Genomic DNA, 25,854 nt, shown 5'->3' with positions numbered 1-25,854 from the left:
CAGCCATGACCAGCACGGACACCAGCACTCACACCAGCACGGACACGCACACCAGCACGGACACCAGCACCGCCACGACCGCCGACACCACCGCCCGCCTCGCCGACGCGCTGCGGCGCGCCGACCTCGTCGCCGATCAGCTGCGCACCACCGCCGCGGCACGCGACCGCGCCAACGCCGCGCCCCGCGCCGAGGTGGAGCTGCTGCGCGAGCACGACCTGCTCCAGGTCCAGGAGCCCGTCGAGTACGGCGGCTCCGGCCTGAACTACGCGCAGGCCTCGCTCATCACCCGCCGCATCGCCCGCGGCGACACCTCGATCGCGCACCTGCTCGGCTACCACTACGCCCAGACCCGGATCGCCACGCTCTTCGGCACTCCGGAGCAGGCTGACGCGCTCTCCCGCCGCAACGGCGAGCAGCGGCTCTTCTGGGGCGGCGTGCAGAATCCGCGCGGCGGCTCGGACCTCGTCCTGACCCGCGACGGGGACGCCTACCGGCTCAACGGGCGCCGGTCGTTCGCCTCCGGTGCGAGCCTCGGTGACCACCTGTCGGTGACGGCCACCCTGGACGGCGAGCTCGTCTTCGTCTCGCTGCCCGCCGGCCGGGAGGGCTTCGTCGCGCTCGACGACTGGGACAACATCGGCCAGCGCCTCACCGACTCCGGCGGCGTGGTCTTCGACAACGCGCGCGTCGACTCCACCGAGATCCTCGGCGAGCCGCCCTTCACCGGTGGGGTTCCCACCCCGTACCAGACCCTCGTCACGCCGCACTGGCAGCTGGCCTTCGTCAACTTCTACATCGGGACTGCCGAGGGGGCGCTCGACGAGGCCCTGGACTGGACCCGGCTGCACGCCCGGCCCTGGGAGACCTCGGGCGTGGAGCGGGCGACCGACGACGCCTACATCCTGCAGACCGTCGGTGAACTGCAGAGCGAGATCCGGGCGGCGACGCTGCTCGCCGATCGCGCCGGCGACGCCTTGCAGGCCGCGCTGGACACCGGCCCCTCGCTCACCGCCGAGGAGCGGGCCGAGGCCGCCATCGCCATCTACGAGGCCAAGTACCTGACGACCAAGGTCTCGCTCGACGCCGCGTCCCGGCTCTTCGAGATCCAGGGCGCCCGGGCCACCACCAGCGCGTACGGCTTCGACCGGCACTGGCGCAACCTGCGCACCCACACCGTCCACGACCCGGTCGCCTACAAGGCTCGCGAGGTCGGCGACTGGACGCTGAACCGGCGTGCACCGGAGTTCTCGCTCTACCGCTGACAGGTCCGGCGGCTCGATGCGATGACCCGCGTCGAGCCGCCGGCACCGGAAGGACGTCCATGGCCCACCCGACCAGCTCGACCCCACCGATCCGTTCCGACGGCGAGGCGATCGAGGTCGCGCGCAAGCTCGCGGCCTCCTTCGCCGTCGGTGCCGCCGACCGCGATCGGGACCGGCGACTTCCCGCCGCGGAGCTCGACGAGCTCTCGGCCTCCGGGCTGCTCGGGGTCACCGTCCCGCAGCGCTTCGGCGGGGCGGAGGTGTCGGTGGCGACCCTGGTCGAGATCTTCCGCGTCCTGGCCACCGCCGACGCCTCGATGGCGCAGATCCCGCACAGCCACGTGGTCTTCCTGGACGCGCTGCGCCGACAGGGCAGCCCGGCACAGCAGCAGCGCTTCTTCGCCGACGCCCTGGCCGGCAGGCGCTTCGCCAACGCGCAGTCCGAGCGGGGCACGCGGACCATCGCCGAGGACGCCACCACGCTGACCCGCAGCGACACCGGTTTCGTCCTCGACGGCGAGAAGTTCTACTGCACCGGAGCGCTCTTCGCTGACTGGCTGGTCGTCCGCGCGACGCTGGCCGACGCCCCGGCCCTGCCCTCCGGCGCTCAGCCGAAGGCGCTGGCCTTCATCGCGCGCGACACCCCCGGCGTCACCGTCGCCGACGACTGGGACGGCATGGGCCAGCGGACGACGGCCAGCGGCACCACCCGGCTGCAGCAGGTCGAGGTCCCGGCGGACGCGGTCGTCGGCTACTCATCCCTGTTCGACGGGCCGCAGACCTACGGCAGTCGGGCGCAGCTGCTGCACGCCGCCCTGGACACCGGCATCGCCCGCGGCGCGCTGGAGGCGGGCGTCACCGCCGTCGCCAAGGCGCGGCCCTGGTTCGAGGCCGGGGTCGAACGGGCCGCCGACGATCCATTGCTCGTGCAGCAGGCCGGTGAGCTGGAGATCGCGGTCCGCGGCGCCGAGTCACTGCTGCGCGCGGCGGCCGAGAGCATCGACGCTGCCGAGGCCGACCTCACCGACACCACCACGGCCGCGGCCTCGGTGGCGACCGCTGTCGCCAAGGTGGCCGCCGACCGGGCCGCGACGCAGGTCGCCTCGGCGCTCTTCGAGCTGGGCGGGACGCGCGCCGCCGCCGGCGCGCTCAACCTCTCCCGGTTCTGGCGTGACGCCCGCACCCACACCCTGCACGACCCGTCACGGTGGAAGGTCCACCACGTCGGCCGCTGGGTGATCGACGGCACTCCGCCACCCCGGCACGGCCTGCTCTAGAGGAGATCTGCTCACTTATGACACTGCAGCTGCACTGGTTCCTGCCGACCTACGGGGATTCCCGCTTCATCGTCGGCGGTGGCCACGGCCTGCCCCGCGGCGTCGCCTCGGGGGACCGGCGCGCCTCCATCGGATACCTCTCCTCGCTGGCACGGGCCGCCGAGGAGTTCGGCTTCACCGGCGCGCTCACCCCGACCGGGGCGTGGTGCGAGGACGCCTGGCTCACCACCGCGATGCTCGCCCGCGAGTCCGAGCGGCTCGCCTTCCTCGTCGCCTTTCGACCCGGCCTCGTCTCCCCCACCCTCGCCGCGCAGATGGCGGCGACCTTCACCACCCACGCGCCGGGACGGCTGCTGCTCAACGTCGTCACCGGCGGCGAGGCACACGAGCAGCGCGCCTACGGCGACCACCTCTCGAAGGACGAGCGCTACGCCCGCTGCGACGAGTTCCTCTCGGTGGTTCGACGGCTCTGGGCCGGCGAGACCGTCACCCACCGGGGCACCCACCTCGACATCGACAGCGCCCACCTGCCCACGCTGCCCGACCCGGTCCCGCCGCTGTACTTCGGCGGGTCCTCCCCCGCCGCCGGCCCGGTGGCGGCGCGTCACAGCGATGTCTACCTGACGTGGGGCGAGCCGGTGGCGGCGGTGCAGCGCAAGATCGAGTGGATCCGGGGCCTGGCCGCGGCCGAGGGCCGGCAGGTGCGCTTCGGCATCCGGTTGCACGTCATCACCCGCGACACCGCCGAGGAGGCGTGGCGGCAGGCCGGGCAGCTCGTCGACGCCCTCGGCGAGGACGTCGTCGCCTCCGCCCAGCAGGGTTTGGCGCGCAGCGAGTCGACCGGACAGGCGCGGATGCGGGCACTGCACGAGAACGCCCGCGCGAGCGGTTCCTGGCGCGACCCGCACAACCTGGAGGTGGCACCGAATCTCTGGGCCGGCGTCGGGCTGGTCCGCGGCGGCGCCGGGACGGCGTTGGTCGGCAGCCACGCCGAGGTCGCCGACCGGATGGCCGAGTACGTCGCCGTCGGCATCGACGAGTTCGTCCTCTCCGGCTACCCGCACCTGGAAGAGCTCTACTGGTTCGGCGAGGGCGTCATCCCGCAGCTGGTCGAGCGTGGACTCTTCACCGGGACGGCCACCGCCGGCACCGGTCACAACGCCTTCCTCCCGGCGGCGTCGTCGTGAGCACCGTCGTCGTCGTCGGCAACCCCAAGCCGCAGTCGCGGACCTGGCAGGCCGCCCACCTGGTGGCCGAACGACTCACCGGTCGCCCCGCCGATGTCGACATCGACCTCGCCAGCTTCGGTCCGGCACTGCTGGACTGGTCCTCCGAGGCCGTCGCCGACGCCGTCCAGCGGGTGCAGGACAGCTCCCTGCTGGTGGTCGCGAGTCCGACCTACAAGGCGACCTACACCGGACTGCTCAAGCTGTTCCTGGACCGCATCGGTGGCGGCGCCCTCGACGGCCTCCCCGCCGTCGCGCTCATGCTGGGCGGTCACTGGCGGCATGCCCTCGCCGCCGAACTGCACCTCAAGCCGCTGCTGGCCGAGCTGGGGGCGGCGACGCCGACGCCCGGCCTCTTCCTGCTCGACAGCGACTGGCAGGCGTCGACGGAGCTCGACGACTGGGTCCGCACCGCCCGCCGCACGCTGGGACTGGAGACCTCATGACCGCCACCGGACTCGACCTGCGCCGGGTCTTCGGCGCGTTCCCGACCGGCGTGGCCGCCCTCGCCGCGGTGGTCGACGGCGCGCCGGTGGGCATGGCGGCCAACTCCTTCACCTCGGTCTCGCTCGAGCCCCCGCTGGTCTCGGTCTGCGTGGCCCACTCATCGGCCACCTGGCCGGTATTGCGCGAATCCGAGCGAATCGGGATCAGCGTCCTCGCCGCCGGCCAGGGCCAGGTGAGCCGCCAGTTCGCCGCCAAGGGTGCCGACCGCTTCGCCGGGGTGCCGTACGAACGCCGCGACGGCGGCGCCGTCCTGCTCGATGACGCCGCAGCCTGGTTCGAGTGCTCGGTGGCGCAGCAGGTCCGGGCCGGCGACCACGACATCGTGGTCTTCGCCGTCCACGACCTCGACGTCGCCGAGCACATCGCGCCGCTCGTCTTCCACGCCAGCACGTATCGGGAGCTCGCATGACCGCCGTCGCCCTCGCCTCGACCTTCGCCACCGACGTCGACGCCGCGGCGTGGGGCGAGTACCGCCGTCCTGCCCGGGTCGCACCGACCTTCGCCGGCCGCATCGCCCCGGCCGAGGTCGTGCCCGGACGCTTCCACCTCTACGGCGGCTGGGCCTGCCCGGCGTCGCACCGGCTGGCCATCCTGCGGCAGCTGGCCGGCCTGCAGGACGTCGTGTCGATGTCCTACGTCGACACCCTGCGCGACGGTCGCGGCTGGGCCTTCCGGCCGGACACGGGCGCCGACCCGGTCAACGGCTTCACCCTGCTCGCCGAGGCCTACCTCGCCACCGATCCCGGTTACGGCGGTGCCGTCAGCGTCCCCGTGCTCTGGGATCGCGCCGTCGCCGGCGTCCGCAGCAACTCCCCGGTCAGCATCGGCCTGGACCTCATCGGCGCCTTCGGCGACAGCGGCCTGCGCCCGGCCGCGCTCGTCCCGGAGCTGGACGCCATGACCCGCCGGGTGGCGACCGAGGTGGAGGCGCAGCTCGGTTGCGCGGTCTACCGCAGCACTGCCGCCGCCACCCTGCGCCGCTCGCTGGCCGACCTCGACGACGAACTGCGCTCCCGGACCTACCTGGTGGGCGGGCAGCTCACCGACGCTGACGTCCGGCTCTGGGTGCAGCTGGTCCGCTACGACGCCGGGGCCAACGCCCACAACGCCATCGGCCCGCGGCTGGACCGCCTGCCCGGCCTCTGGGCCTGGGCGCAGCGGCTCTGGGAGCTCGACGCCTTCGCCACGACGACCGACTTCACGCGCTTCAGCGCACCGCTTGCAGATCTACCACCTTGGCCTCGCCGATCATCGTGAACCAGACGGTCTTGCCCGCCGGGGCGGGGTCGATCCCCCACGAGGTCGCCAGCAGGTCGGTGAGCAGCAGACCCCGGCCCGAGGTCGAGGTGGTGGCCGGGTCGCGGCCGGGCAGCACCGGGTAGTCGTCACTGCGATCGTTCACCGCGACGCGAACGCCCTCCGGGATGCGGCGGATGTCGAGGGTGATCGGCGGGGCGCCGTGCCGCAGCGCGTTCGTCACCAGCTCCGAGGTGATGAGCGCGGCGTCCTGGACGAGCTGGTCGGGCATGCCACGCGTGTAGGCGCGCAGGTGATCACGAGCCGTCGCCGGTGCCGCGGTGTCCGGAACCAGCCGGACGAGCAGCCGATCCCCGCTCCCGGCCGCGACGGGGGCCACCCGCAGCGCGAGGACCGCCACGTCGTCGTGCCGGGACCCCGAGGGCGCGAGCCGGGCGAAGAGTCCGTCGAGCAGCCCGTCGAGGTCCAGGTGGCGGTGCTCGACCGCGACACGGCAGAGCTCGGCCAGACCGTCGTCCAGCAGCCGTCCGCGCCGCTCGACCAGACCGTCGGTGAAGAGCACCAGCGTCGCGCCGGGAGTCAACGTGGCGCTGTGGTCCCGGCGCGGCACGATAGTGCGCACGCCCAGCGGCGGATCAAGCTCGATGTCGTCGAGCAGGCGCGCCGACCCGTCCGGCTCCACCACCAGCGCCGGCGGGTGGCCGGCCGAGGACCACCGCATGGCGACCGTGCCGTCCTGCTGCGGTTCCAGGACGGCGGCCAGACAGGTCGCCAGCATGCCCGGACCCAGCGCACGGTTGGCGCTGTCGGTGTCGGTGACGACCTCGGCCGGGGAGCGGCGCGCCGTCCAGGCTGCTGCGCGCATCAGGGTGCGCAATTGGGCCATGGCGGCAATGGCGTCGATGTCGTGCCCCATCACGTCGCCGATCGCGACGAAGGTGGAGCCGTCGGGCAGGTCGAAGTGGTCGTACCAGTCGCCGCCGACCTCGTTGTCGGCCTGGGCCGGGCGGTACCGGACGGCGATGTCCAGGCCGGGCGGCACCGCCGGTACCGAGAGCAGGCTGCGCTGCACGACCTCGGCCAGCTGGCGCGCGCGGTGGGCCGAGCGGGCACTGTCCAGGACCGGCGCCGCCCGCCGGGCGACCTCCTGGGCGACCGCGAGCTCGTCGGCGGTGTGGCTGCCCCGCTCGTGGGTGGTGACGAGAGTCAGGGCGCCGAAGACCCGGCCCCGCGCGGTCAACGGGATGACGGCGACACCGTGCGGGTGCAGCCGGTCGAGCAGCCCGATGGCGTCGTGATCCGGCTGCACTCGCTGGACGAACTCTTCCGCCACCGCGTCCGAGCGCCACGTCTGCCCGCTGCGCAGCGCCGTCCGCAGCGGCGACTCCTCGGTGAGGCTCGCCGAGCGGCGGGCGGCGTAGGCCACGACCAGGGGCTCCAGCTCGGGGTCGCGGTGGGCCGAGCCGATGTTGCGCGCCTCGCCTTCGTCGTCGACGACGGTGACGATGGACCAGTCGGCCAGCTGCGGGACCACCAGCCTCGCCAGCCTCCCCACTGCGACGTCGGGGTGCTCGCCTCCCGACAGCGCCTCGCCGACCCGGGCCAGCAGGGCCAGTCGGCCGGTGGCCGCCACCGCCGCCGCGCGCGCCGACTCCGCGTCGGCCCGAGCGGCGGACTCCCGGCCGTAGGCCAACGAGTTGTCCAGGGCCAACGCCGCCCTGGCCGCCACGTCCTTGGCCGTCTCGTACTGCTCCTCGGTGAGCACCTCGTCGCTGTAGAGCGACAGCAGACCGATGGTGCGACCGCGCGCCACCATCGGCAGGACGGCTGAACCGACCGGCGCGAGCTCGTCGAAGCGGGCCAGCGCCTCGCCCTCGAGCCTGCTCCGGATCCGCACGTGGGCGTCGGCCAGCAGGGCGACCGGGCGCCGTTCCTGCAGCGCCTCGTCGGCGATGGTGCCGGGCATGGCCTGCTGCCGGACCTCGACGTAGCGGTCCACCAGCCGCAGCCGCGCGGGATCGGGGTGCCACCATGCGGTGTCGACGAGGGTGCCGTCGGGCTCGGCGATCGAGACGATCGACCAGGTGCCGAGATGGGGCACCACCAGCCGGGCCAGCCGGTTGACGTTCGAGACGACGTCCAGGTTGGACGACAGGGCGTCGGTGACCTCGCGGATGAACTCGGCGCGCGCGACCGCGACGGCGGCACGCTCCTCGGCAAGGTGGCGGTCGGTGACGTCCAGGAAGAAGCAGCCGATGCCCTCCTCGGCCGGCTGGACGCGCAGCTCGAACCAGGACTGCAGCCCCGGGTAGTACGCCTGGAAGGCCGCGGGCTGCCGCGTGGTCATCACCTGCTCGTACACGCGACCGAACTCGAGCTCGCGGGCGCCCGGGAACTGCTGCCACAGGTCGGTGTCCAGCAGCTCGGCCGCGTCCCGGCCCAGGATCTGCTCGGCGGCGAGATTCATCCGCAGGATCCGCCAGTTCCGGCCGACGAGCACGAAGCCGACGCCGAAGTTGTCGACGATCCCGCCGAAGGAGTCGCCGCCGAGGGCGACGCCGACGTCCGCGCCGGGAGCGCGCGCCCCGTCCGTGCTCACCGCTGCCCCTGCCGTTGCCGATGCGACGTTCGACGGGCGGCGGGTGCGACGTGGCACCCGTCACCGCGGCTGTGATCATTCCACCCGAAGCGGACCAGGTCGCGCGCGCCCGTCGTCGATGCGGATCGCAGCCACCACACCTTTACGTCCATCTCACGCCAGCGAGCCGGTGGCCGCGTGCCATGACATCGCCGACCTCGGACGCGGATCAGCCGGGTCGGCCATCCTCCTCGCGGCATTCGTCCGTTTGGCCCGGCATGAAAGGACGCTGAGCGCATGGGCATTGTCGGAAAGTGTCGTCCTTCTCGGTAATATCGGGCATTGCCGTCACCTGTCCCGTGAGTCTTGCCGGCGCCGCTATCTCTGGTTTGATTTAGGCATCAAGCACCACGCAGCGTGACCCCCACCCTCGCTGTGAGCACCCCGCCAGGCCGATCGACACGCCCCCCACCTCGTGGCGACCGGTACCCGTCTCACCCCCGGAGACACTCATGTCCCAGCGTGACCGCGCCCTCGAAGAACTGACCTCGGAGTTCCCCGGCATCTCCGCCCGCGTCATCGTCGCCATGTTCCTCGGCTATCTGCAGCGCACCGACACCCTCGCCGACGCCGTCCGCGCGACCCGCGAGCGGATCCTCGACGCCTGCCTGGTCTGAGTTCGCTCGCGTCGGCCTCCGGGTCGACCGCTACCCGCTGTCGGTCTGCCTTCGTACCATCGACGGCGATGAGACCGCAGGGATTCGACAACGTCGCGACCGTTCTGGTCGACCCCGACGTGCTGCCCGACTTCGAGCTCGACCTCATGTCGCAGGACCTGCGCGTCTGGCTCGTCCACACCACCACGATCTTCCCCGACCCGCGACGCCTCGCCTTCCAGATCCGCCGCTCGCTCATCGAGGCCAAGAACGGCGCCTGGGACGACGCCGAGCGCTGGACGCTGGTCTGGATCACCTTCGGCGAGCGATGGCGCGACGGCGACGAGCCGCTGCCCTGGGCAGCGCATGCGGTGCTCTGGGAGAAGCTGGCCGAGTACCCCGGCGCCGTGCATTACAACCTCGGCCTCGGCGGCGTGCCCAAGCTGACCGTCCCACACGAGCCGGGTGACGTCGTTTTCTGACCGACGCCTCAGTCTTCTGACCGACGTTTCAGTCTTCTGACCGACGTTTCAGCGGCGGTGCCGGTTCGAGCGCCGCTGCCGTCGCTCGTATCGGGCCACCCGGGCGTTGAACTCGGCGACCTCGCTGCGCTGCATCCGGACTCGCTCCCCCGTCCCCCAGGGATAGCCGGCCTGACCCAGCCGGTGCTCGGTCGCCTCGTTGACGTAGAGCGTGACGAAGAGGATGGCGCAGGCCGTCGCGACGAAGGCGGTGAGACCGCGCAGTCCGGCACTGGCGGGCAGGAACAGCACGATGGCCGCGATCGGCGGGACGGCGAGCGCGAGGGTCCGCGCCAGATGCCGCAGCACCCAGGTCCGGCAGGTGCAGTCGTAGAGCACCCACTCGCGGTAGCGCGGCGGCAGCGGGAACCACAGCGCGTACCGCAGCCACCGCCACGGTCCCGGCCGCGGCCGCGGCGCCGAGGCGGCGGCCGACGGCGGTGTCATCGCAGCCGGATCCCCGGCATGCGCAGTGCCCCGCCGGGCAGTCCCGAGTCGGCCAGCGCGCTGATCGCCAGCTCGGCGGCCTCGGCACCCAGCCCGGCGAGGGACAGCGTCGTCGAGGCGGCCAGCGCCCGCGGGTCCTCGCTGGAGCGCGGTCGTCCCAGCCGGGCCAGCGGCGGCAGCTGCAGCGCCGGACGGACCGGTGCGTCATCTGCCAGGCCGGCTCGCTCGCGGGCGATGGCGGCGGCGTCCCGCAACCCGCCGAGGACGTCCACGAGCCCGTTGCCGACGGCGTCGCTGCCGGACCAGACCCGCCCGCGCGCCACCTCGTGCACGGCGTCGTAGGACATCGAGCGGCCGTCGGCGACCTTCTGCACGAACTGGGTGTAGATCCGGTCGAGCATCTGCCCCAGCCGCTCGCGCTCGTCGTCGCTGAAGCCCCGGCGCGCCGAGAACATCCGCGCCGAGCCACCGTGCTCGACCGCCCCCGTCCCCAGGCCGAGGCGCTCCAGCAGGCCGCTCACCACGGCCTTGCCGCCGAGGACGCCGATGGAGCCGGTGATCGTCCCCGGCTGGGCGACGATGACGTCGGCCGGGCAGGCGATGTAGTAGCCACCCGAACCCGCGACCGCCCCCATCGAGACGATCACCGGCTTGCCCGCACGGCGAACGAGCTCCACCTCGCGCCAGATGGTGTCCGAGGCGACCGCGGAGCCACCCGGCGAGTCGACCCGGAAGAGGACGGCGCGAGCCCGCTCGTCGCGGCGGGCGGCGCGCAGCGCTGCGGAGACGGAGTCACTGCCGACCTGATGGCCGCGGGGACTCTGCCGACTGCGGCCCGGCACGATGTCGCCGTGCGCCTCGACCAGCGCCACATGGCCGCGCCGACGGGAAACGAGCGTCGCGGCCGGACGCGGGCGAGGCGTCCACCGATCGGCGAAGAGCAGCTCGGCCGCCGCGTCGGTGGTCTCGCGCAGGTGGGCATAGACCTCGTCGCGATAGCCGAGCCGGTCGATCAGACCGGCGTCGCGTGCCGTCTCGGCACCCAGCGGGGCGACGGTGGCCAGACGCTCCACCTCGGCCGGGTCGAGGCGTCGCGCGGCGGCGATCGCGGTGACGGCCCACTGCCAGGTCGAGGCCACGATCCGGTCCATGGCCTCGCGGTGCTCAGGGGTGAAGTCGCTCCGGGTGATGCGGTCGGCGGCGTTCTTGTACTCGTAGCGCTTGTCGAGCTGGGGTTCGATGCCCAGCTTGTCCAGGGCGCCACGCAGGAAGGTCGTCTCGGCGGCGACGCCGGTGAGGCCGACCTCGCCGGAGGGCTGCAGCCAGATCTCGCCGCAGGCCGTCGCCAGGACGTAGTCGGCCGTCCCGCCGCCGCTCTCCCCCAGCGACTCCGCCCAGGCCAACGTGGGCTTGCCGCTCGCGGCAAAGGCCAGCAACCCCGAGCGCAACTCCTGGACCGTCGCCCACGGCAGCCCGCCGCCGACCTTCACGACGAGGCCGCGGACGGCGTCGTCCCGGCCCGCCTCGTGCAGCGTGCGCAGCACGGCCCGCAGTCGCGGCTGGTGTCGCGTCCGCAGCTTGCCGATCAGATCGTCCGGCTCGACCTCCAGCGGCTCGGCGGTGAGGTCGAGTTCGAGCAGCACCGACGCGCGGCGGCCGGGGATCGGGAGGGAGGCCATGAGGCCACGCTACTCAGCGGCTCGGCGCCGCCCCGGTCACGCGCGTCGTGCCTGCAGCGCCCGCTGTTCGATCTCGCTCAGCGCGTCGGCGACGGTTGCGCCGGCCTCCACCCAGGCGTTGCGGGTGGCCGGCTGCATGGCGAGCCAGCTGATCGGCCCCCCGTGGGCGAGCTCCTGGTCGTAGGGGATCTCCACGACCGCGCGGGTGCGCTGCGAGAAGTGCTGCAGCAGCTCCTCGCGCACCTGCTTGTCCGAGGTGGGATCGGCGGCGGTGAGCACGGTGACCGCGTTGCGTGCCAGCTCCTCGCGGCCGGTCTGAGCGAGGTGGTCGAGCACCCAGGAGGCGCTGAAGCCGACGTCTCGCTGGTAGGTGGAGACGACGACCACGAGGTCCGCGGCATTGACGGCTGCCTGCCAGTTGGCGGAGCGGACATTGTTGCCGGTGTCGATGACGATCATGCGGTAGAAGCGCTGCAGCACCCGGTGCAGCCGGTTGAACTCGGCGTCACCGATCTGCGCCATGTTGCCGGGGTTGTCGTCGCTGACCAGCGCGTCGAAGTAGGCATCCGGCTGCGCACGTACGTAGTAACTCAGGTCGCCGACGCGCGCATCGGAACGCTCGAAGGCGTCGAGGTCGCTGAGCAGATCCCAGACGGTGGCCTGCTGATTGTCGGGGTTGCGCACCCGGACAGCGAGCGTGCCGCGGGTCTCGTTGTCGTCCCACCCGACGACGTACCCGCCGCGGTGTGCGCCGAAGGCCGCCGAGAGGCAGATGGTGGTCGGTGTCTTGCCGGCCCCGCCCTTGGGCTGGACCACCACCACCGTCATGGGACGGGAGAAGCTGCGCTGGATCCGCTTGATCGCCTCCCGGGCGGCCACCTCGGCCGGTGCCGCCTTGGCCTTGATCAGGCCGCCACTGGCCCGGTTGAGACGGCCACGCCAGCCCCAGCTGGCCGGCGCCGCCGCGCTGTCCGTGGCGGTGACGACGAGCAGATCCTCCGGGCGGGGCTGCCGGTCGGGCGGGTAAGCCCCGGCGTACCCCACCGGCGCCGCGACGGGCGCGCCCGGCGGGGGCTGCGGCGGCAAGTCTGCGGGGAGACCGGACTGCGACGGCGCCGCGGCGGGCGGCGGGACGGGCTGCTGCCCGGCCGGCGGCCACGGCGGCGCCGCGTGCGTTGGTCCGGACTCCTCGGCAGGACTCGACTCGGCGGGGAATTCAGGGGACGACCCGGTGGCCGGTTCGCTGCTCGGCGCCCACCCGTGCTGGTCGCCGGAGTCCGCCTCGGCGTAGCCAGTCGGGGGCTGCCCCCACTGCGGCTGCCCGCTTGTCGGCTGCCCGCTTGTCGGCTGCCCGCTTGTCGGCTGCCCGCTTGTCGGCTGCCCGCTTGTCGGCTGCCCGCTTGTCGGCTGCCCGCTTGTCGGCTGCCCGCTTGTCGGCTGCTCGGCCTGCGGCTGCTCCCACGGCGACTCTGCTGGCGGCTCCTGCCATTGCGGTTGCTGCCACTGCGCCTCGGCCGGCGGCTGCTCCCACTGCGACTCAGCGGGAGGCTGCTGCCATTCCGACCCGACCGGCGGCTGCTGCCACTCGGCCGGCGGCTGCTGCCACTCGGCCGGCGGCTGCTGCCACTCGGCCGGCGGCTGCTGCCATTGCGGCTGCTGCCACGGCGGGGGCTCGGTGTCCGACGGCGACTCGGCGTAGGACGGGTTCGACCAGTCGCCGGACTCGACGAAGGTCGGCGGGCGCGGGTACCCGCCGTCGTCGGCCTCACCGGTCGCGCGGTCGGCCGGCGGGGCGGTGCCTTCCTCCGGCGGCGCCGGCCTGGTCTCGTAGGGGTCGCCGACGTAGGTCGGTTCGTCCCGGTCGCCGTCGCGCCGCTCGTCGTTCTCGCTGCTCACCCTCGCTCCTCCCGACGGCCGGGCCTCACGCCCGGATCACCGCCCCAGACCATGCCCGATGACGATCATCGGGTACCAGGTCACCAGTGGACGCCACGCAGGATATGAGCGAAGGCGACACTCTCCGTCGACGGCTGATCGTTCTTGTTCTTGCCGCCCTTGGCGGCGTGCGAGTCGGGGAAGAGCTTGTACCCGGCGTTGAGGACGACATCGACACCCTTCGGCGCGACCTGGTAGGCCAGCGCGCCGGCGTTGCCCAGCGGCGTCCCCACCTTCTTGGGCTTGCGGATCATGGCCTTGCAGATCATGTCCGCGGCCTCGGGCGGCGTCATGGTCGGGAACCGGTCGTACATCTTGGTGGGGGCGATCATGGGCGTCCGGACCAGCGGCATGTGAATGGTCGTCAGGTGCACGCCGTCGTCGATCACCTCCGAGGCGATGCAACGGGAGAAGGCGTCCAGCGCCGCCTTCGACGCGACGTAGGCCGAGAAGCGCGGGATGTTGGTCTGCACACCGATCGAGCTGACGTTGATGATGTGGCCGCCCTTGCGGCCGTCCGGCGAGGTCTGCCGCATGATGGGCAGCAACGACAGGATCAGCCGCACCGGGCCGAAGTAGTTCAGCTGCATAGTGCGCTCGAAGTCGTGCATGCGGTCGTAGCTCAGCGCGATGGAGCGCCGGATCGAGCGGCCGGCGTTGTTGACCAGCACGTCGATGCGGCCGTGCTCCTGCAGCACCTCCTTGGCCATCCGCTCGATGTCGCTGAGGTCGGCGAGGTCGCAGCGATGGACGAACGCGGTGCCGCCGAGATCCTCGATCTCGACGCGGGTCTGCTCGAGCTTCTCCACACCGCGGGCGACGAGGACGACGCGGCCGCCGGCGGCGCCGACCCGCAGCGCCGTCGCGCGGCCGATGCCCGACGAGGCCCCGGTGATCATCACCGTCTTGCCCTTGATGGCGCGGGCGAGCTGCTTGTCCTTGCGCCGGTCGGGGCTGTACGTCCGCTCCCAGTACTCCCAGAGATGCTGGGCGTACATCGCGAACTTCGGGCATTCGATGCCGGAACCAGCGAGCAGGTCGCGGGTGTAGGTGGAGTCGAAGTGGGTCGGGTAGGTCAGGTAGGCGAACGACTCGCGCGGGATACCCAGCTCGGCCAGCGCCAGATCGGTGAGCTGCCGGGCGACGGGGAGCCGCGACAGCGTGGACGTCAGCCGGGCCGGGAGCGCGTCCAGCGCCCGCGCGTCGAGGTTGACGGTCGGCTGCGGCGCCTTCGCCGCCTTGGTCAGCGCCTTGAAGAGGCCGCCGACCGTGAGCGGCTCGGGGTCGGTGAGGTGGAAGGTCCTGCCGTCCAGGTCAGGTAGGTGGGCGAGGTGGTCCATGGCCTTGACGACGTAGTCGACGGGGACGATGTTGATCTCGCCGCCCTCGATGCCGATGCCGCGGAACCACGACGGGGTGACCCCGCGCAGCCGCTGAATGGTCTTGAAGAAGTAGTAGGGCCCGTCGACCTTGTCGATCTCCCCGGTCTCGGAGTGCCCCACGACCGCGCCGGGACGGTAGATGCGCCAGGGCACGCCGCTGCTCGTGCGGACCTCGGCCTCGGCCTGGTGCTTGGTCAGGTAATAGGGGTTGTGCTCGACGTCCTGCGCCTCGTCGAACATCTCCTCGGTGAAGACGCCCTTGTAGAGACCGGCGGCAGCGATGGAGCTCATCTGGTGGAAGTGTTCGGCCCCGACCGCGCCGGCGATCGCCAGCGCATGCCGCGTCCCCAGGACGTTCGCCGCCCGCTGCGATTCGGCGTCGGCAGTGAGGTCGTAGATGGCGGCGAGATGGAAGAAATGCTCGACCTGCCCCTGCAGCCGGTCGACGTCCTCGGCCGAGACGCCCAGCCGCTCGCTGGTGACGTCACCGACGATGGGGATGATGCGCTCGTCGCCGCCGTCGCCGTCACCTAGGCGCGCCTTGAGGTCGTCGATCCGGTCCAGCGACGAGGCCCGGCACAGGCAGTAGATCGGGCCCTCGCGATGGTCGAGCAGCTCGGCCAGAAGGAACCGTCCGATGAAGCCGGTCGCGCCGGTCACGAAGTACCCCATGTCGGCATCCTCGCCGAACTGTCACAGATAAGCCACCCGGACCGGGCCGGTCAGCCGAGACGCGCCCGCGGCAGGATCGCTCCGCGGATCGGGCCGGCTGCGACGAGCCCGCGGCGACGGAGTGCCTGCCGGCGCTGACGAACGTCGGGTCACGACGCGGTCGACGATTCCTCCGGCTCGCGGACGGTCACCGCCACGACGATCTCGCTGCGCAGCGAGTTGGCGATGAAGCACTCGTCATGACCCTGCCGCGCGGCCCGCACCACCGCGGCGTGATCGGTGCCGGCCGCGACCGTGACGACGGGACGGAGCACGATCCGCGTGATCGACATCGGCTCCCGCGTCACCGGCATCACCGCCTCGGCGCTGTCGCGGTAGTCCAGCACCACGATCCCCTCGCGCGCGGCGACGGCCAGGAACGACAGCAGCTGGCACGAGCTCGCCGCCGCCAGGACGAGCTGCTCGGGGTTGACCTGCGCCGGATCACCGCGGAACGCAGCGTCGGCGCTGGCGATGAGCTGCAGGCCGGCCGCCGGGACGCCCACCCGGTGCGTGCGGTCGTACCCGCGGTAGCCGTCCGCGGTGGTCCCCGACCAGGCGAGCTCGGTCCGGAAGCGGTGTTCGCGGGTCACGCCGCCGAGGCTAAGCCCCTCCCCCCACCGTTTTTGGCGGCGGACGCTCATATCCGGTCGGCTGCCGCCACAACCGGGCGGGCGGGCTGCCAGGATGAGGACGTGACCGACCCTGCCGCGCTGCTCGAGCTCATCGCCGATCCCGACGCGACCGTCGTCGTGGCCCCACCCGGCGAGGGCACCGGCTACTGGGCGGGCGGACCGTCGGCAGTGTGGCAGGACGGTGCGTTCTTCCTCGCCTACCGGCTCCGTCGCCCGGTCAGCGAGGGGCGCGGCTACGCCAACGTCGTCGCCCGCTCCGACGACGGCGAGCACTTCGAGACCGTCGCGACGGTGACGAGCGACCAGTTCGGCTGCGCCTCGCTGGAGCGGCCGGCCCTCGTCCCGCTGCCGGACGGCGGCTGGCGGCTCTACGTGTCGTGCTCGACGGAGAACTCCAAGCACTGGTGGGTCGAGGCGATCGAGGCCGAGACCCCGGCGGGGCTGTCGTCCGGACGCCGCACCGTCGTGCTGCCCGGCGACGAGCAGACGACGGCGTGGAAGGACATCGTGGTCCGGCGCAGCGGTCCGGACTGGCAGATGTGGGCCTGCCGCCATCCCCTGGACGGGGGCGACGACGAGGCCGACCGCATGACCAGCGTCTACCTCACCAGCGGCGACGGCCTGGCCTGGACCGAGGTCTCGACCGCCCTCGCCCCCACCGCCGGCAGCTGGGACGCCCGCGGCGCGCGCATCACCAGCGTGGTCCGCAGCGGCACCGAATGGGTCGCCTTCTACGACGGTCGCGCGTCGGCGGCGGAGAACTGGTTCGAGCGCACCGGCATCGCCACCGGGACCGGACCCGACGCCTTCACCGCGGTGGCGGGGCCCACCCCCGAGGGTCGCACCGTCCGCTACGTCAGCCTCGCCGAATCCCCGTTGGGGACGCGGTACTACTGGGAGGCATCCCGTTCCGACGGCGCCAACGCGCTCCTGACCGCGTACGTGCCGCGGCCCGAATCGCCCAGCCAGTCCTGAAACGAGCGGCCGGTCAGCGACTCCAGCAGCGCGACGTCGTCGGCGAAGCGACCGACCAGCTCACGCCGCACGGCGACGTCCAGTCGCGGGCGCGGATGTCCGCCGCGGTGCAGTGCGGCCAGCAACGGGCGCGATGTGCGCCGCCACACCTGCGGCGGGACGAACGAACCGGCGAAGGCGCCGCCCCGGACCACGGCACGCAGCCCCGAGTTCATCGCACCGTCGGCGGCCCAGCGGGAGAGGTTGGAGCCGGGGATGGTGCGCACGACGCCCGCCTCGACGCCGAGGAAGCGGCACAGCCGGTCGAGGGTCTCGGCCGGGGCGTCGATCAGCTCCTTGTAGCGCACCACGCTCACCTGCTCGCGCGGGAAATGCTCGTAGAGGGCCTGCAGCTGCTCGCCGTATCGCCCGAGCCCGACGTAGCGCCAGAACGGCGCCCAGCCGCGACGAGCGCGCTGCTCCTCCAGGTCGCAGGCCCGCAGGAAGTCCGCCTCGGGCTCGAGGCCGTCGGCCCGCAGGTGCGTCCAGTTCGAGTAGGCGCGATCGACCGGGTCGCGGACCACCGCGATCAGCCGAGCGTGGGGCACGTCCGCCGCGATCCGCTGGTGGGCGTCGCGATCCCAGAGGTAGAACGGCGTGCTCTCCCCGCGCAGCGTCCCGGACGGTGCGGCGTCGAAGAGCTGCTCGTAGCGCTCGCGCCGCCACACCCATTCCTGCGCGCTGTGCGCATCACCGGGGCCGCGCTGGGCGTCACGCCGCGGGCGACGCCCGCCGGTGAGGTAGTACTTGGGCTCCTTCGGATCGGAGAGGAACAGCCCCGGGTGGCCGAGTAGCGCCGCGTGCAGGGCCGTGGAACCCGCCTTGGGCGCCCCGACGAGGAAGAAGTCCGGCAGAGCCATGCCGGTACTTTACCCACCGAATCAGTAGACAAGGTGTACTGGTCGCGGCAACTGGTCAGGCGGCGGCAAGCTCGGCCGGGCCGTGCTCGAGCAGGTGATGACGCAGCGCCGCCACCGGTGCGGTGAGGGTGCGCCGCGCGGACCACGCCAGTGAGATGGCCCGGTGGTTCTGCCGCCCGACGAGCGGGCGCTCGATGACGTCGGAGCCGGCGGCCGCACCGCGCGGCAGTACCGACACCCCGAAGCCCGCGGCGACCAGACCGGCGATGGTGGTCATCTCGTCGGTCTCGAACTCGTAGTCGCGAGCGACATCGGCGGCGCGCAGCAGCTCGTCGGTGATGGTGCGGACGCCGTATCCCGGACGCATGGTGATGACCGCCTCGCCGGCGAGGTCGGCGGCCCGCACCCTGGCTCGGGTGGCGAGCCGGTGGCCCCGCGGGACGACGGCGACGAGGGGCTGCCGGGCGAGGACGCGATGGCCGAGCTCCGGACGGGCCGCCACCGGCGAGGCGAGGGCCAGGTCGACGTGGCCCGCCGCGACACCGTCGAGGACGACAGCGGCAGCATCCTGCACCAGCCCCACCCGGACGCCCGGATGGGAGCGACGGAAGCTGCGCAGCAGCTCTGGGACGGCCCGCGGTCCCATGCTGTGCAGGAAGCCGAGGACGACCCGGCCGGTCTCCGGACTCGCGTCGGAGCGCAGCTCGGCCACGCCGTCACGCAGTTCTCGCAGCGCCCGCCGACCGTGGTCGGCGAGCAGCTCGCCCTGCCGGGTGAGCCGGATGCCGCGACCCTCCCGGACCACCAGTTCGGTGCCGAGTTCGCGGGTCAGTCGCGCCAGCGCGCGGCTGATGGTCGGCTGCGGCGAGCCGAGTCGCGCGGCTGCCGCGGTCATGCTGCCCGTCTCCGCCACTGCGACGAGCTGTTCCAGCCCCGGCGCCAGGCCGGCCGTCTCATACGCCATAGCATGAATCTACGACGCCGATCGAGCTTCAGGTATGGATGCGCGGCTGCTTACCGTGGCGTGGTGACCGTCTCGACCGCCTCGACCGACCTTGCCCCGCCCCGCATCGCCGCCGGTTCGCCCGAGCTCCGGCGACTGCGAGGGGCGATGCTGGCAGCTGGCATCTCGGCCTTCGCGTTGCTCTATGCGACCCAGGCGCTGCTGCCGGACGTGGGGCGCAGCTACGGCGTCGGGGCCACGGTCGCGAGCCTCACCGTCTCGGTGACGACCGGCGTCCTGGCCCTCGCCGTCGTGCCGATGTCCGCCCTCGCCGAGCGGTTCGGCCGCATCCGGGTCATGACCACCGGCCTCGCGGTCGCCTGTGTCACGGTGCTGCTGGGTGCCGCCGCGCCGAACCTGTGGCTGCTCCTCCTGCTGCGCGCCGCCGACGGCCTCGCCCTCGCCGCCGTGGTCGCCGTCGCGGTGGGCCACATCGGCGACGTCGTCGAACCCGCAGCCACCAGCTCCGCCATCGGCGTCTACGTCTCCGGGACGACGCTCGGCGGCCTGCTCGGTCGGCTCGTCCCGGCCGCGGTGAGCGAGCTCGCCTCCTGGCGGTGGGCGATGGCGGCGCTCGCCGTCGTGGGCGCGCTGGGGACGGTCGGCTTCGGCCGACTGACCACCGGACGACGCCACACGGGCAGTCGGATGCCGGCGCAGGGTGCCGTCCGCGCGCACCTGCGCGACCCCGGCATCGTCCGGCTCTGCCTGCTCGCACTGCTGCTCATGGGTGGCTTCGTGGGGACATACAACTACCTGACGTACCGGCTCACGGCGGCACCGTTCCACCTCTCCCCGTCGGTGGTGGGGCTGGTCTTCCTCGCCTACCTCGCCGGGACAGTGACCTCGACCGCCGCCGCTGGTCTCGCCAGCCGCGCCGGCCGCCGGCCGGTGGTCCTGGCCTCGATCGGGGTCGCCCTGGCGGGGCTGCTCCTCACCCTCTCCGAGAATCCGGCGGTGCTGCTGGTCGGCCTGGTGATCTTCACCGCCGGCTTCTTCGGCGCCCATGCCGTGGCCAGCGGCTGGACCTCGGCCCGCGCCGCGACGCACAAGTCGCATGCCGCCGCGCTCTACCTGATGGCCTACTACCTGGGCTCCGGCCTGGGGGGCACCGCCATCGGGCTGGCCTGGACCGCCGGCGGCTGGTCGGCGACGGTCGCCACCGTCGGGGCTTGCTACCTGGCGGCAGCCACCCTGGTGATCGGTCTCCACGACACCGCGACCCGCGCAAGCTCCTAAAGCGAAGATGTCGCAATAAGGGTTGCCTCACCGGGCGCTCGGGGGTTTACGGTCTTATTGCGAACTCTTTGCGATACGACAGGAGGCCCGATGGCCGCGTACACCCTGCCCGACCTGACCTACGACTACGGCGCGCTGGAGCCGGCGATGTCCGGCGAGATCCTCGAACTGCACCACAGCAAGCACCACGCCGCGTACGTCAAGGGAGCGAACGACACCCTGGAGCAGCTGGCGGAGGTGGGCGAGTCAGCCTCGCCCACCGCGACGGTCGGGCTCGAGAAGACCCTCGCCTTCAACCTCTCCGGCCACGTCCTGCACTCGATCTTCTGGCAGAACCTCTCCCCCGACGGCGGCGACAAGCCCGACGGCGACCTCGCCGCGGCCATAGACGAGCACTTCGGCTCCTTCGACGCCTTCCGCACCCGGCTGACGACGGCGACCACCGGGGTCCAGGGCTCGGGCTGGGGCGTGCTCGGCTACGAGCCGCTCTCCGGCCGGCTGATCATCGAGCAGCTCTACGACCACCACGGCAATGTCGGCCTCGGCTCGACACCGCTGCTGGTCTTCGACGCCTGGGAACACGCCTACTACCTGCAGTACCGCAACGTTCGACCGGACTACGTCGGCCGGCTCTGGGACCTGGTCAACTGGGCCGACGTCACCCGGCGCTTCGCCACGGCCCGGGCTGCCGGCCTCGCGCCGAGCGCCTCCACGGCCTGACACCCGCCGGGACTGGCCGGCTCACCGGCGACGGGCGGTCACCGCACCTGTCCGTCGCCGGTGACGACCCATTTGGTCGAGGTCAGCTCGGTGAGCCCCATCGGGCCACGGGCGTGCATCTTCTGCGTCGAGATGCCGATCTCGGCGCCGAAGCCGAACTCACCGCCGTCGGTGAACCGGGTGGAGGCGTTGACCATGACCGCGGCGGAGTCGACCCGCGCCACGAAGTGACGGGCAGCGCCGAGATCGCGGGTGACGATCGCTTCGGTGTGACCGGACGACCAGCGACGGATGTGCGCGATGGCCTCGTCGATGTCGGTGACCACCCGCGCCGCCATGTCCAGCGAGAGGTACTCCCGCTCCCAGTCCTCGTCGGTGGCCGGCAGCACCTCGGGCTGCCTGGCGAAGTGCTCGTCGCCGTGCAGCACCACGCCTGCGCCCTGCAGCGCACCGGTGATGCGCGGCAGGAACTGCTCGGCGACGGCACGATGCACCAGCAGCGTCTCGGCCGAGTTGCAGACGCTGACCCGCGACGTCTTCGAGTTCACCACGATGCGCTCGGCGACGTCGAGGTCGGCCGCCGCGTCGACATAGACGTGGACATTGCCCACCCCGGTCTCGATCACCGGCACGACCGAGTTCGCCACGACGTGGTTGATCAACCCCGCGCCACCACGCGGGATGACCAGATCCACCAGTCCCCGTGCCCGCAGCAGGTGCAGCACCGAGGAGCGATCGGTGCCGGGGACGAGCTGGACGGCGTCACGGGGCAGGCCCGCCTTCTCCGCCGCCGTGGCGAGGATGTCGACGAGGACGACGTTGGTCTCGTACGCCGAGGCCGACCCCCGCAGCAGGGCCGCGTTGCCGCTCTTGAGAGCCAGTCCGCTGGCATCGACGGTGACGTTCGGACGGGCCTCGTAGATCATCGCCACCACGCCGAACGGGACCCGCACCTGACGGATCTCCAACCCGTTGGGCTGGGTGTAGCCGCGGACCACCTCGCCGACCGGGTCCGGCAATTGCGCGATTTCGCGCAAACCCTGTGCCATCGCGTCGATGCGCTCGGGGGTCAGTCGCAGCCGGTCAAGCAGGCCGTCGTCGAGACCCGCGGCGCTACCTGCGACCACGTCCCGTTCGTTGGCGCGCAAGACCTCGGCGGCACCGGTGACGAGGGCCTCCGCCATGGCGAGCAGGGCGCCGTCCTTCACCGAGCGCGGCAGCGGAGCAAGTTCGGCGGCGGCGTCCCGTGCCCGGCTCGCGCAGGCGCGGACCTCGTCGGCTGATGCGGTGGCGGTCACCGCATCAGCCTAACCAGGGCTCAGCCGTGGTTGCGGTGACGCCGGAACCGCATCAGGCTGCCCACCAGCGCACCGACGACGGCGGCGATGAGCAGCGCCAGGTACACCGGGACGTCCACCTCGGGGCCGGCGATGAACCGGATCGGGACGCTGCGGGTGTTCTCGGCGATGAAGACCACCACGAGGACGAGCAGCACGCCGGCCAGGATCTGGCCGACCGAGACGTTCCGCTTCTTCTTCGACGGGGCCGGGGTGGCGGCCGGCTGAACCGGGCCGTTGTGGGTCTGTGTCATGCCGACGGGATACCCGAGATTACGACGTAAACAACCAGCTAGAGCACAACGAGATCGTCCCGGTGCACCAGCTCACGCCGGAACTCGTGCGGGAGCTCGCTGGTGCGATGTCCGAGCAGCGGCGGCAGGTCGGCGGCGTCGTACCCGACAAGTCCGCGGGCGACGACCGCACCGTCGGGCCCCACCAGGTCGACCGGCTCGCCGGAGTAGAACTCGCCGCTCACCGCCGTCACCCCGGCCGGGAGCAGTGACTTGCGCCGGCGGACCACCGCGGTCACCGCCCCGGCGTCCAGCTCCAGCCGGCCGCGCGGGGAGGTGGCGTGCCGCAGCCAGAACAGTCGCGAGGCGCTGCGGTCCCCCGCCGGCCGGAACAGCGTGCCGGCCGTCCCCGCCAGCGCCTCGGCGATGTGAGGGGCGTCGGCCAGCACGACCGGGATGCCCTCACTGGTGGCGATGGCGGCGGCGTCGATCTTGGTGACCATGCCGCCGGAGCCGACGTGGCTACCGGCGCGACTGACGTCGATGTCGGCCAGCTCGGCCATCGAGCCCACCTCGGCGATGAAGCGCGAGCCGGGGCGGCCGGGCTTGCCGGTGTACAGGCCGTCGACGTCGCTGAGCAGCACCAGGGCGTCGGCATGGACCACGTGCGCCACCAGCGCGGCGAGCCGATCGTTGTCACCGAAGCGGATCTCGTGGGTGGCGACGGTGTCGTTCTCGTTCACGATGGGGACGACGCCGAAGCTGAGCAGCCGCTCCAGCGTGCTCACGGCGTTGCGGTAGTGCCCGCGACGGTGCAGGTCGTCGGCGGTGAGCAGGACCTGACCCACCCGGAGCCCGTGCCGGGCGAAGGCCGCAGCGTAGTGCTCGGCCAGCAGCAGCTGACCGACGCTGGCCGCCGCCTGCTGCGTCGCGAGGTCGCGCGGCCGCGAAGTGAGCCCCAGCGGAGCGATGCCCGCGGCGATCGCCCCCGACGAGACGAGCACCACCTGCTGGCCGCCGGCGACGCGGGCGGCGATGGCGTCCACCACGGTGTCGAGCCGCGCGGGTGCGAGCTGCCCGGCCGTCGTGAGCGACGACGACCCCACCTTCACCACCGTGCGCTCGGCGCCGGCGACGGCAGCCCGGCTCACCGGTCCGCGTCCCCCGTGCCGCCGCTGCCCTCGGGCTCGGGCTGCCACTCGCCGTCCTGCCAGCTCAAACCGTCGCGGCGCGCCCGCTTGGCCGCGAGCCGGTCGCTGGCCCGCGAGCGCGTGTCGTTCTCCAGCCGGAGGTCCGCGCCACGACGGGCACCGGAGAACTCGACGTACTCCTCGACATCGACGCCGCCGGTGGGCTCGAAGTCGAACTGGACGTCCCCGATGGTGACGGCAGCGCCGCGGACCGCCCCGAGCTCGGCCAGCTTCTTCTCCACGCCGAGGCGGGCGAGCCGGTCGGCGAGGTAGCCGACGGCCTCGTCGTTGTCGAAGGCGGTCTGCTTGACCCAGCGCTCGGGCTTGGCACCGCGGACGATGAAGCCGCCGGGCTCCTCCGGGTCGGGGCTGACGGTGAAGTCCTGCTCGTCGACGGCGCGCGGCGTGAGGACGATGCGGGCGGTGTCGGGGACGGCCCGGTCGGCGCGGTCGGCCTCGACGGCGGCGGCGAGGGCGAAGGTGAGCTCGCGCAGGCCCAGGTGGGCGGCGGCGGAGATCTCGTAGACGGCCAGACCGCGTGCCTCCAGTTCGGGGCGGACCATCTCGGCGAGCTCTCGCGCCTCGGGGACGTCGACCTTGTTCAGTGCCACGAGGCGTGGCTTGCTCAGCAACGCGCCGAAGGTGCCCTCGTACTGGGCGAGCTCGGCTTCGAGGGCGTCGAGGTCGCTGAGCGGGTCGCGGCCGGGCTCGGGGGTGGCGCAGTCGAGCACGTGGAGCAGCACGGCGCAGCGCTCGACGTGGCGCAGGAAGTCCAGCCCCAGCCCCTTCCCCGCCGCGGCACCGGGGATGAGGCCGGGGACGTCGGCGATGGTGAAGGTCGTGCCCGCCGAGGCGACGACGCCGAGATTCGGGACGAGGGTGGTGAACGGGTAGTCCGCGATCTTCGGACGGGCAGCCGACAGCGCCGCCACCAGCGAGGACTTGCCCGCGCTCGGGAAGCCGACCAGCCCGACGTCGGCGACGCTCTTGAGCTCCAGGACGATGTCCCGGCTCTCGCCGGGCTCGCCGAGCAGCGCGAAGCCGGGTGCCTTGCGCTTGGCGGTCGCCAGCGCCGCGTTGCCCAGCCCGCCACGGCCGCCCTGCGCCGCGACGAAGGACATGCCAGGCGTCGCGAGATCGGCCAGGACCTCGCCGTCGGCGTCGAGGACGACCGTCCCCTCGGGGACGCGCAGCGTCAGGTCGGTGCCGTTGGCGCCGTTGCGGTGGCCGCCCGCGCCCTGGCCGCCGTTGCCGGCGCGCTGATGGGGGTGGTGATGGAAGTCCAGCAGGGTGTGGACGTTGGTGTCGGCGAGCAGGACCACGTCCCCGCCGTGACCACCATTGCCACCGTCGGGGCCCCCCAGCGGCTTGAACTTCTCGCGGTGGATCGAGGCGACGCCGTGCGCGCCGTTGCCCGCCGTGACGTGGAGGATGACGCGGTCGAGGAACTTGGCCACGCCGGACGCTTCCCTTCGGTGCTTAAGTCACGAGGGGCGGCAGCCGGTGACCCGGCGCCGCCCCCTCGAGAGGTACTTCTCAGACGATGTTGACGGTCTTGCGGCCGCGCGAGGTGCCGAACTGCACGCTGCCGGCAGCCAGGGCGAAGAGCGTGTCGTCCTTGCCGCGGCCGACGCCGGTGCCCGGGTGGAACTTGGTGCCGCGCTGGCGGATGATGATCTCGCCGACCTTGACGCTCTCGCCGCCGAAGCGCTTCACGCCGAGGTACTGCGGGTTCGAGTCGCGGCCGTTGCGGGAGCTGGATGCGCCCTTCTTGTGTGCCATGGCGGGTCTCCCTTACTTGGCGCTGACGCCGGTGATGCGCAGCTGGGTCAGCTTCTGACGGTGACCCTGGCGCTTGTGGTAGCCGGTCTTGTTCTTGAACTTGTGAATGCGGATCTTCGGACCCTTGACCTGGTCCACGACCTCGGCGGTGATCTTGGCGGCCGAGAGCTGCGAGGCCTCGTGGGTGACCGAGTCACCGTCGACGAGCAGGATCGCCGCCAGCGACACCTGGGCGCCGGCCTCGGCGTCGAGCTTCTCGACCTCGATCACATCGCCTTCGGCGACCTTGTACTGCTTGCCGCCGGTCTTGACGATGGCGTACACCACGACTCCAACTCCTCGGTTCACGTGCAAGTGGCCCACCGCGTGATGGGCCGTCGTACAGATTACGGCACCCGGC

The 25,854-nt window shown here is 72.4% G+C and carries 25 protein-coding genes; 11 read left to right on the top strand and 14 right to left on the bottom strand.

Going from position 1 to position 25,854, the window contains the following annotated elements:
• The first annotated feature begins 5 nt into the window (after window positions 1-5).
• Genes AC0NZQ_RS13130 through AC0NZQ_RS13105 form a run of 6 tightly spaced genes read left to right on the top strand, consistent with a single transcriptional unit; the run spans window position 6 to window position 5,532 of the window.
• Window positions 6-1,265: an acyl-CoA dehydrogenase family protein gene (locus tag AC0NZQ_RS13130; RefSeq protein WP_474530292.1), complete on the top strand. Its 1,260-nt coding sequence runs from the start codon at window positions 6-8 to the stop codon at window positions 1,263-1,265.
• A 59-nt stretch (window positions 1,266-1,324) separates the two neighbouring features.
• On the top strand, window positions 1,325-2,542 hold the full coding sequence (locus tag AC0NZQ_RS13125; protein WP_474530291.1) for an SfnB family sulfur acquisition oxidoreductase: 1,218 nt from the start codon (window positions 1,325-1,327) through the stop codon (window positions 2,540-2,542).
• 17 nt (window positions 2,543-2,559) lie between these two features.
• The gene (locus AC0NZQ_RS13120; RefSeq protein ID WP_474530290.1) at window positions 2,560-3,729 is read left to right on the top strand and encodes an LLM class flavin-dependent oxidoreductase; all 1,170 of its coding nucleotides are present in this window, start codon (window positions 2,560-2,562) and stop codon (window positions 3,727-3,729) included.
• Window positions 3,726-4,214 carry an NADPH-dependent FMN reductase gene (locus tag AC0NZQ_RS13115; RefSeq protein ID WP_474530289.1) on the top strand — a complete coding sequence of 163 codons (489 nt, stop codon included), beginning with the start codon at window positions 3,726-3,728 and terminating at the stop codon, window positions 4,212-4,214. The genes AC0NZQ_RS13120 and AC0NZQ_RS13115 overlap by 4 nt, the downstream gene beginning before the upstream one ends.
• Complete coding sequence (locus AC0NZQ_RS13110; RefSeq protein WP_474530288.1) at window positions 4,211-4,684, top strand: flavin reductase family protein; 474 nt, start codon at window positions 4,211-4,213, stop codon at window positions 4,682-4,684. The genes AC0NZQ_RS13115 and AC0NZQ_RS13110 overlap by 4 nt, the downstream gene beginning before the upstream one ends.
• Complete coding sequence (locus AC0NZQ_RS13105) at window positions 4,681-5,532, top strand: glutathione S-transferase C-terminal domain-containing protein (protein ID WP_474530287.1); 852 nt, start codon at window positions 4,681-4,683, stop codon at window positions 5,530-5,532. Before AC0NZQ_RS13110 ends, AC0NZQ_RS13105 begins: the two co-directional genes overlap by 4 nt.
• Here AC0NZQ_RS13105 and AC0NZQ_RS13100 read toward each other — a convergent pair.
• Window positions 5,483-8,131, bottom strand: coding sequence for a SpoIIE family protein phosphatase (locus AC0NZQ_RS13100; RefSeq protein ID WP_474530286.1), 2,649 nt, complete (start codon window positions 8,129-8,131; stop codon window positions 5,483-5,485). The two genes, AC0NZQ_RS13105 and AC0NZQ_RS13100, sit on opposite strands and share 50 nt — an antisense overlap.
• Before the next feature lie 491 nt (window positions 8,132-8,622).
• Between AC0NZQ_RS13100 and AC0NZQ_RS13095 the strand changes: the two genes are divergently transcribed.
• The gene (locus AC0NZQ_RS13095; protein ID WP_474530285.1) at window positions 8,623-8,787 is read left to right on the top strand and encodes a hypothetical protein; all 165 of its coding nucleotides are present in this window, start codon (window positions 8,623-8,625) and stop codon (window positions 8,785-8,787) included.
• A 68-nt stretch (window positions 8,788-8,855) separates the two neighbouring features.
• Entirely contained in the window at window positions 8,856-9,248 is a 393-nt protein-coding gene (locus AC0NZQ_RS13090) for a hypothetical protein (protein ID WP_474530284.1), read from the top strand.
• Window positions 9,249-9,296: 48 nt separating this feature from the next.
• On the opposite strand, the gene AC0NZQ_RS13085 is transcribed toward AC0NZQ_RS13090, so the two are convergent.
• The 5 genes from AC0NZQ_RS13085 to AC0NZQ_RS13065 all read right to left on the bottom strand — a co-directional run bounded on the left by AC0NZQ_RS13085 (window position 9,297) and on the right by AC0NZQ_RS13065 (window position 16,034).
• Window positions 9,297-9,734 (bottom strand): DUF5313 family protein, encoded by a 438-nt coding sequence (locus tag AC0NZQ_RS13085; RefSeq protein ID WP_474530283.1) that lies wholly within the window; start codon window positions 9,732-9,734, stop codon window positions 9,297-9,299.
• Window positions 9,731-11,413 (bottom strand): signal peptide peptidase SppA, encoded by a 1,683-nt coding sequence (gene sppA, locus AC0NZQ_RS13080; RefSeq protein WP_474530282.1) that lies wholly within the window; start codon window positions 11,411-11,413, stop codon window positions 9,731-9,733. The genes AC0NZQ_RS13085 and sppA overlap by 4 nt, the downstream gene beginning before the upstream one ends.
• Before the next feature lie 36 nt (window positions 11,414-11,449).
• The gene (locus AC0NZQ_RS13075) at window positions 11,450-13,309 is read right to left on the bottom strand and encodes a MinD/ParA family ATP-binding protein (RefSeq protein WP_474530281.1); all 1,860 of its coding nucleotides are present in this window, start codon (window positions 13,307-13,309) and stop codon (window positions 11,450-11,452) included.
• A gap of 80 nt (window positions 13,310-13,389) precedes the next feature.
• The gene (locus AC0NZQ_RS13070) at window positions 13,390-15,402 is read right to left on the bottom strand and encodes an SDR family oxidoreductase (RefSeq protein WP_474530280.1); all 2,013 of its coding nucleotides are present in this window, start codon (window positions 15,400-15,402) and stop codon (window positions 13,390-13,392) included.
• Between the two features lie 149 nt (window positions 15,403-15,551).
• Window positions 15,552-16,034 carry an OsmC family protein gene (locus AC0NZQ_RS13065; RefSeq protein ID WP_474530279.1) on the bottom strand — a complete coding sequence of 161 codons (483 nt, stop codon included), beginning with the start codon at window positions 16,032-16,034 and terminating at the stop codon, window positions 15,552-15,554.
• Between the two features lie 102 nt (window positions 16,035-16,136).
• Here AC0NZQ_RS13065 and AC0NZQ_RS13060 point away from each other — a divergent pair, with 102 nt between their 5' ends.
• Window positions 16,137-17,051, top strand: coding sequence for a hypothetical protein (locus AC0NZQ_RS13060; RefSeq protein WP_474530278.1), 915 nt, complete (start codon window positions 16,137-16,139; stop codon window positions 17,049-17,051).
• Here the strand turns inward: AC0NZQ_RS13060 and AC0NZQ_RS13055 are convergent.
• Window positions 16,967-17,950 (bottom strand): sulfotransferase family protein, encoded by a 984-nt coding sequence (locus tag AC0NZQ_RS13055; protein WP_474530277.1) that lies wholly within the window; start codon window positions 17,948-17,950, stop codon window positions 16,967-16,969. The genes AC0NZQ_RS13060 and AC0NZQ_RS13055 overlap by 85 nt on opposite strands.
• A 55-nt stretch (window positions 17,951-18,005) precedes the next feature.
• On the bottom strand, window positions 18,006-18,914 hold the full coding sequence (locus AC0NZQ_RS13050) for a LysR family transcriptional regulator (protein ID WP_474530276.1): 909 nt from the start codon (window positions 18,912-18,914) through the stop codon (window positions 18,006-18,008).
• A 63-nt stretch (window positions 18,915-18,977) separates the two neighbouring features.
• On the opposite strand from AC0NZQ_RS13050, the gene AC0NZQ_RS13045 reads away from it, so the two are divergent.
• Together AC0NZQ_RS13045 and AC0NZQ_RS13040 are read left to right on the top strand one after the other, a co-directional pair.
• The gene (locus AC0NZQ_RS13045) at window positions 18,978-20,192 is read left to right on the top strand and encodes an MFS transporter (protein WP_474530275.1); all 1,215 of its coding nucleotides are present in this window, start codon (window positions 18,978-18,980) and stop codon (window positions 20,190-20,192) included.
• A 90-nt stretch (window positions 20,193-20,282) separates the two neighbouring features.
• Window positions 20,283-20,912, top strand: coding sequence for a superoxide dismutase (locus AC0NZQ_RS13040; protein WP_474530274.1), 630 nt, complete (start codon window positions 20,283-20,285; stop codon window positions 20,910-20,912).
• A 38-nt stretch (window positions 20,913-20,950) separates the two neighbouring features.
• On the opposite strand, the gene AC0NZQ_RS13035 is transcribed toward AC0NZQ_RS13040, so the two are convergent.
• The 6 genes from AC0NZQ_RS13035 to rplU form a co-directional block, all read right to left on the bottom strand.
• Window positions 20,951-22,210, bottom strand: a complete 1,260-nt coding sequence (locus AC0NZQ_RS13035; protein WP_474530273.1) for a glutamate-5-semialdehyde dehydrogenase — start codon at window positions 22,208-22,210, stop codon at window positions 20,951-20,953.
• 20 nt (window positions 22,211-22,230) lie between these two features.
• The gene (locus AC0NZQ_RS13030; protein ID WP_474530272.1) at window positions 22,231-22,503 is read right to left on the bottom strand and encodes a LapA family protein; all 273 of its coding nucleotides are present in this window, start codon (window positions 22,501-22,503) and stop codon (window positions 22,231-22,233) included.
• Between the two features lie 38 nt (window positions 22,504-22,541).
• A complete protein-coding gene (gene proB, locus AC0NZQ_RS13025; protein ID WP_474530271.1) occupies window positions 22,542-23,633 on the bottom strand; it encodes a glutamate 5-kinase in 1,092 nt (363 codons plus the stop codon).
• Window positions 23,630-25,129 (bottom strand): GTPase ObgE, encoded by a 1,500-nt coding sequence (obgE, locus tag AC0NZQ_RS13020; RefSeq protein WP_474530270.1) that lies wholly within the window; start codon window positions 25,127-25,129, stop codon window positions 23,630-23,632. The genes proB and obgE overlap by 4 nt, the downstream gene beginning before the upstream one ends.
• A gap of 79 nt (window positions 25,130-25,208) precedes the next feature.
• Window positions 25,209-25,454, bottom strand: coding sequence for a 50S ribosomal protein L27 (rpmA, locus tag AC0NZQ_RS13015; protein WP_474530269.1), 246 nt, complete (start codon window positions 25,452-25,454; stop codon window positions 25,209-25,211).
• Between the two features lie 12 nt (window positions 25,455-25,466).
• Window positions 25,467-25,778 carry a 50S ribosomal protein L21 gene (gene rplU, locus AC0NZQ_RS13010; protein WP_474531391.1) on the bottom strand — a complete coding sequence of 104 codons (312 nt, stop codon included), beginning with the start codon at window positions 25,776-25,778 and terminating at the stop codon, window positions 25,467-25,469.
• Window positions 25,779-25,854: the final 76 nt, after the last annotated feature.

It is taken from the genome of Jatrophihabitans sp. sgz311053, from assembly GCF_056135305.1.
The sequence above is the reverse complement of the archived record's forward strand: the minus strand, read 5'-3'. Positions and strand labels throughout refer to the sequence as shown.